Consider the following 4,596-nt stretch of genomic DNA (forward strand, 5'->3'; position numbering starts at 1 on the left):
TCGACAACCTCACTTTAGATACCTGCTGACCGACCATGGCTTGCCCTGATGAAGCCTGCGGCCGCTTCGCGGCCTTGCCTTCATCAGGGCCATAGCGGCCCCCGAACCAGCGCTTCCCAATGTGCTATGGCAGCGAGTTCATCGCCGCCGCCGTCCAGACCTGGCTCAGGCAGATCGGCGTGAAGACGCTCTACATCGCCCCGGGCTCGCCATGGGAGAACGGCTACAACGAGAGCTTCAACGGCTCGCTGCGGGATGAGCTGCTGAACGGCGAGATCTTCTACACCCTCGCTGAAGCCAGGGTGCTGATCGAGGCGTGGCGGCGTCACTACAACACTGTCCGACCGCACAGCAGCCTCGGCTATCGACCACCCGCCCCGGAAGCGGCGACACCGCCATTGCCGGCCTCCGGTTCCGCTTCGCTCCACCTCCGACCGGCAATGGCGGCGGAGACGACAATGCACTAACTATCTACCCGGACCACCCGGTGGGGGCTGCTCACGGCCTGACCCATTGCAACGCTGATCTGATCGAGACTTTCGACGACATCGCCAGCCGCGTACAAACCGCTAACCGAGGTCTGTTGATGGGCGTCGGTGACAACGCAGCCGCCTTCGCCAAGCTTCACGCCGATCCCGGCGACGAGTTGCGTATGCGGCGAGGAGCCAAGTGCCGGATACAGGGTATCAAACGAGAGGCGACGCCCATCTGCCAGTCGAACCGCGATCTGATCGCCTTCGATCGATATCTGGTTCACCGCTTCCTTGATGACGTCGACACCGAGCCTAATAAGCCGCGCCTCATCCGGCCAGGAGAGTTCGGGCGAGCGCTGCGCCAGCAGCGTCACCCGCGCGCCATAGGGGCGGAGGAACTCGGCCTCGGCAGCACCATGATCGTCACAGCCCAGCACAGCGATATTGGCGCCCTTCGCTTCGTAAGCGTCGCACACCGGGCAATAGCGGATCAGGCCGCGCGCCAATGCAGCATCGTGCGACGCCTGAGGCATTGAAGGCCGGTGATTTCGGACGCCGGTCGCCAAGATCACGGTACGGCCTTGCCAGCTTGTCGTTTCCGTCGCGACGGAGAACCCGTCCTCGACGATCGCCAGGCGAACCACCTTGCCCTGCTCGATCGTCGCGCCGTAAGCCTGTGCTTGCCGTTTCATCCGCGATAGCAGATCAGCACCACCAATCCCGTCTGGAAAGCCCGGCAAATTGTGTGACCGCGGAATCGAACTCGCACGCCCCGCTCCCGCGTCGATGACGACACAGTTGCGTAGAAAGCGCCCGAGATAGGTCGCGGCCGTCAGTCCGGCGGGGCCACCGCCGATGATGATGCAATCCACGTTTTCCTGCGACGTCGACGTGTCAGCTGCTGTACGCATAAAGCCATTCTCCCAAGCCGGCTCTAGCGCGCGCTCTATTCACATTTACGTGCGCACGGCGTTCGTCCCTCACACGCCGGGTGTCGCGTAGGATGATTCCTGTCCCGAATACGCCCGGCAGTCGTCATCCAAGCAAAGTCGGATGGTGTCGCTGCGGCTACGCTTCCCGTACGAACAAGCTCGAACAGATCGGCGCGTCAGTGGCCGCCATGACCGCCGCCCCCACCATGACCGAAGCCGCCGCGATGGCCAAAGCTGCCACCGTGTCCATAACCACCGCCGTGAAGTCCGAAGCCGATCCCAATCGAACCATAGAAGGGCGACCCATAGCCGGGATAGCCATAATAGGGATCGTAATAGCCCCCGCCCCCCCGATAGCGCGCATTATATGCCAAATTTTGGGCGGGCACCGCGATCATGCAAGCTTGCACATTTTGCGCGGCTGGGCCGCCGGGTCCCCCGGGACCGGGCGTGGCTGGAGGCGCGTCCGGCGCTGACAAGGGCTGCGCTACGAAAGCTCCCGGCGTATTACACGGCACTGCGAAATAGGCGATGTTACGGCTGGGCGGCCCATAGGTCGCGCACCCGCCGAGCGCCGCTGCGAGTCCGGAAAGTGCCGAAAGCTTCAGAATCTGCGGTGACATGCGAAAGCCTCCATCGCTTGGGCCTGGATCACGATAGTCGCCAAGGCTGCAAGGCGCATGCACCGCCTCAAACGCTGCTGCGGATCCAGGCGCTGGCCGGAACCACCGACTGACCAGGCGCACCAGAACCGCTCATATTATTAAATACGCAATCGGCGGTGAAATCCCTCAAGGCACGCCGCCCAATCACTCCATCACTGCGAGCAGATCGTCGACCGTCGTGGTCGCGAACGCGGTGAAGCTGTCCGCCACTGCGTAGGGGAGCAGTAGATCGCGGCCGACGACGAGCGCGCCGCAGCTGTAGACGACATTAGGAACATAGCCGTCGCGCTGTTTAGGGCTGGGAGCCAGAACCGGGCGAGGCGTCCGCGCCAAAAGCTTCGAGGGGTCGTTTTTGTCGAGCAGGCAGGCGCCGATGCAGTAGTTGCGCACCGTGCCAACCCCGTGCGTCAAGACGAGCCAGCCCTCGTCCACCTCGATCGGTGAGCCGCAATTGCCCATCTGGACAAACTCCCACGGATACCGCGGCTCGATCAGCTTGGCGCCACCGCCCCAGTGGAGGATGTCGTCCGATCTCAGTAGCCAGATGTTCTTGTTGTCCTGGCGACCGAGCATCGCGAACAGGCCATCGATCCGACGGGGAAAAAGCGCCATCCCCTTGCCCAATGAGGCATCGCCGGTAAGCGCGCGCATCTCGAACGTTCTGAAGTCGGTCGTGGTCAGCAGCTCCGATCGCGCCTCCGCGCCGCTGAACGCAGTGTATGTACCATGGTAGGCGAATGTGCCGTCGCCTTCGTCAAAGCGGACCAGCCTGAGATCCTCGATCCCCTGGCGTTGGCTAGGCAGCACGGGAAACAGCACAGTTTCCGACAAGGTCTCGCTGCCGTCATACCGAAGCCGGGCGAGGTCGTCTGTATCGGCACGCTCGATAATGGGCTGCATCGACACCGAGCTGGGATCGTCCACAACCAGCGTGCCGCCCGGCTTCCACCGCCCCGTACGGAAGGTAACTGAAGACAGATGGCCCTCGCCGATCCCGCGCAGCGAGAGGATAAACCGAACCTCGCCATCGCCAACGTCGCTTTGGTCGGGATGCAGCACGGCGCTGGGATTGAACAACGCCGCGCTCTCATAGGCGTATTCCTGACTGAAATAGGCTCCGATCAGTCGGCGTCGCGCATCGTCGCAGCGATCGGCGCCGTCGAAGTGATCGGCGACCTCGTCAAAACGCCGCCGCAGCATCGTGTCGACGTCGCGGTGGTTCTCATCCAGGGACGCGGTGACGCCCTCCAGCTGACGGGTCAGCTCCGCCTCGCCGAGCGACAGGATCAGATTGACCGTTTCCTGAGTGCGGGTCGTGCCAGCGTCGAAACCTCGCGGATAGCCGGGCTCAAACGGCCTGACCAGGGTACGCGACGGGTCGGGCCGTAGCGTCACATGAGGAAAACGGAGCTTAGCGCGCTGGATCATGTCTGGCTTTCTCGAATTGCGGTATGTGAATGGGCGGGCTTGGCCATCAAAGCGGATCCTCGTGGAATCATTAAGCCTCTACCCAGGTTGGAGATGCCGCAGTACCGCAGCGTTCAACCGGCGCCTCAGCGGGATATCGATGCGCGTGGCCATGAACCAGGACGCGGTGCAGAGTGCAGCCAGCAGGAGAATCCCGGACCAGGGAGCGGGTAATTGCGGCAGACCTGGTAGAAGTTTGGGCAGGCCCATTACCCCAATCGTGAAGACGGGGATTTGCAAGACATAGATGGGATAAGAAATTTCCCCGAGGAAAGCGCACATTCCTCGGCTTGGTACAGGGTTGCGTCCAATCGAAGCGGCTACAATCAGTGGAAAGACGAGCAGCACGCAGGCCGCATCGAATAACCCCCGCAAAACAGGTGATATGGGTGAACCAAGGGCACCGACCGTGATTGCGATGATGATGATTTGGGGTAATTTCACGGAAAATAGCGGTGCTAGTTTTCCTGTCTCCCGCGCGCGATGAATCAAAACTCCGACAAAGAATGAAAAGGTGACCCTGATTGCGGCAAGATGAGCATCAGGCCAATATGCTCCTCCATTGAGATTGCCGCGAACGAGCGCCAATGCCAAAAGCATCAAACCCGATATACCAACGATCACTCCCAGTCGTTTGTGAGTTAGAACCCCAAAACCAAAGCCGTAAGCAGCGTTCGCGAACAGCTCGAATGAAAGAGTCCAGGCTACGAAGTTGGCAGGAAACAGCGGTTGGTAGGGGATGCCCACAGGCGGCGATGGCAACATCACGAAGTTGAAGACGCTGGACAGTATTATCTCTGCTGCGAGATGATCGTTTCGATAATAGTATGCTAATTCAACGGTGCCCAGCGCCAGGGCCAGGATATAGAATGGGTAAAGGCGTATCAGCCGAGTGACGATGAACGCTCTGCCACCCATTCCGTCTTGAAGCCTTAGAACCCGACCGAAAATTAGGTTGAGCGATTTCAGTCAGTTGTGATTCACCGGGTTTTGCGAAGACCTTGGAGAGCACATGGGCTGGACCGAAACCGCTCGTCGCGAGCATGACAGAAGTAGGCT

General features: G+C 60.8%; 4 protein-coding genes and 1 pseudogene. 1 reads left to right on the plus strand and 4 read right to left on the minus strand.

The window, feature by feature from the left end; genetic code table 11:
* Window positions 1-128: 128 nt before the first annotated feature.
* A pseudogene (locus BSZ14_RS18500) lies at window positions 129-467 on the plus strand (integrase core domain-containing protein); the annotation flags it as partial.
* On the opposite strand, the gene BSZ14_RS18505 reads toward BSZ14_RS18500, so the two are convergent.
* The 4 genes from BSZ14_RS18505 to BSZ14_RS18520 all read right to left on the minus strand — a co-directional run bounded on the left by BSZ14_RS18505 (window position 464) and on the right by BSZ14_RS18520 (window position 4,506).
* Window positions 464-1,384 (minus strand): NAD(P)/FAD-dependent oxidoreductase, encoded by a 921-nt coding sequence (locus BSZ14_RS18505; RefSeq protein WP_010408736.1) that lies wholly within the window; start codon window positions 1,382-1,384, stop codon window positions 464-466. The pseudogene BSZ14_RS18500 and the gene BSZ14_RS18505 overlap by 4 nt on opposite strands.
* Window positions 1,385-1,581: 197 nt before the next feature.
* The gene (locus BSZ14_RS18510) at window positions 1,582-1,779 is read right to left on the minus strand and encodes a hypothetical protein (RefSeq protein ID WP_241231409.1); all 198 of its coding nucleotides are present in this window, start codon (window positions 1,777-1,779) and stop codon (window positions 1,582-1,584) included.
* Window positions 1,780-2,214: 435 nt separating this feature from the next.
* Window positions 2,215-3,498, minus strand: coding sequence for a glycoside hydrolase family 130 protein (locus BSZ14_RS18515; protein WP_010408731.1), 1,284 nt, complete (start codon window positions 3,496-3,498; stop codon window positions 2,215-2,217).
* A 78-nt stretch (window positions 3,499-3,576) separates the two neighbouring features.
* Window positions 3,577-4,506 carry an acyltransferase family protein gene (locus tag BSZ14_RS18520; protein ID WP_083748343.1) on the minus strand — a complete coding sequence of 310 codons (930 nt, stop codon included), beginning with the start codon at window positions 4,504-4,506 and terminating at the stop codon, window positions 3,577-3,579.
* Window positions 4,507-4,596: the final 90 nt, after the last annotated feature.

Source organism: Sphingomonas sp. Sph1(2015), from assembly GCF_001970915.1.
Taxonomy (GTDB): domain Bacteria; phylum Pseudomonadota; class Alphaproteobacteria; order Sphingomonadales; family Sphingomonadaceae; genus Sphingomonas; species Sphingomonas parapaucimobilis.

What these genes read in the sequence shown, in the direction of transcription:
- BSZ14_RS18505 (WP_010408736.1), bottom strand. Translation starts at nt 1,384, where the DNA reads ATGCGTACAGCAGCTGACACGTCGACGTCGCAGGAAAACGTGGATTGC.
- BSZ14_RS18515 (WP_010408731.1), bottom strand. Translation starts at nt 3,498, where the DNA reads ATGATCCAGCGCGCTAAGCTCCGTTTTCCTCATGTGACGCTACGGCCC.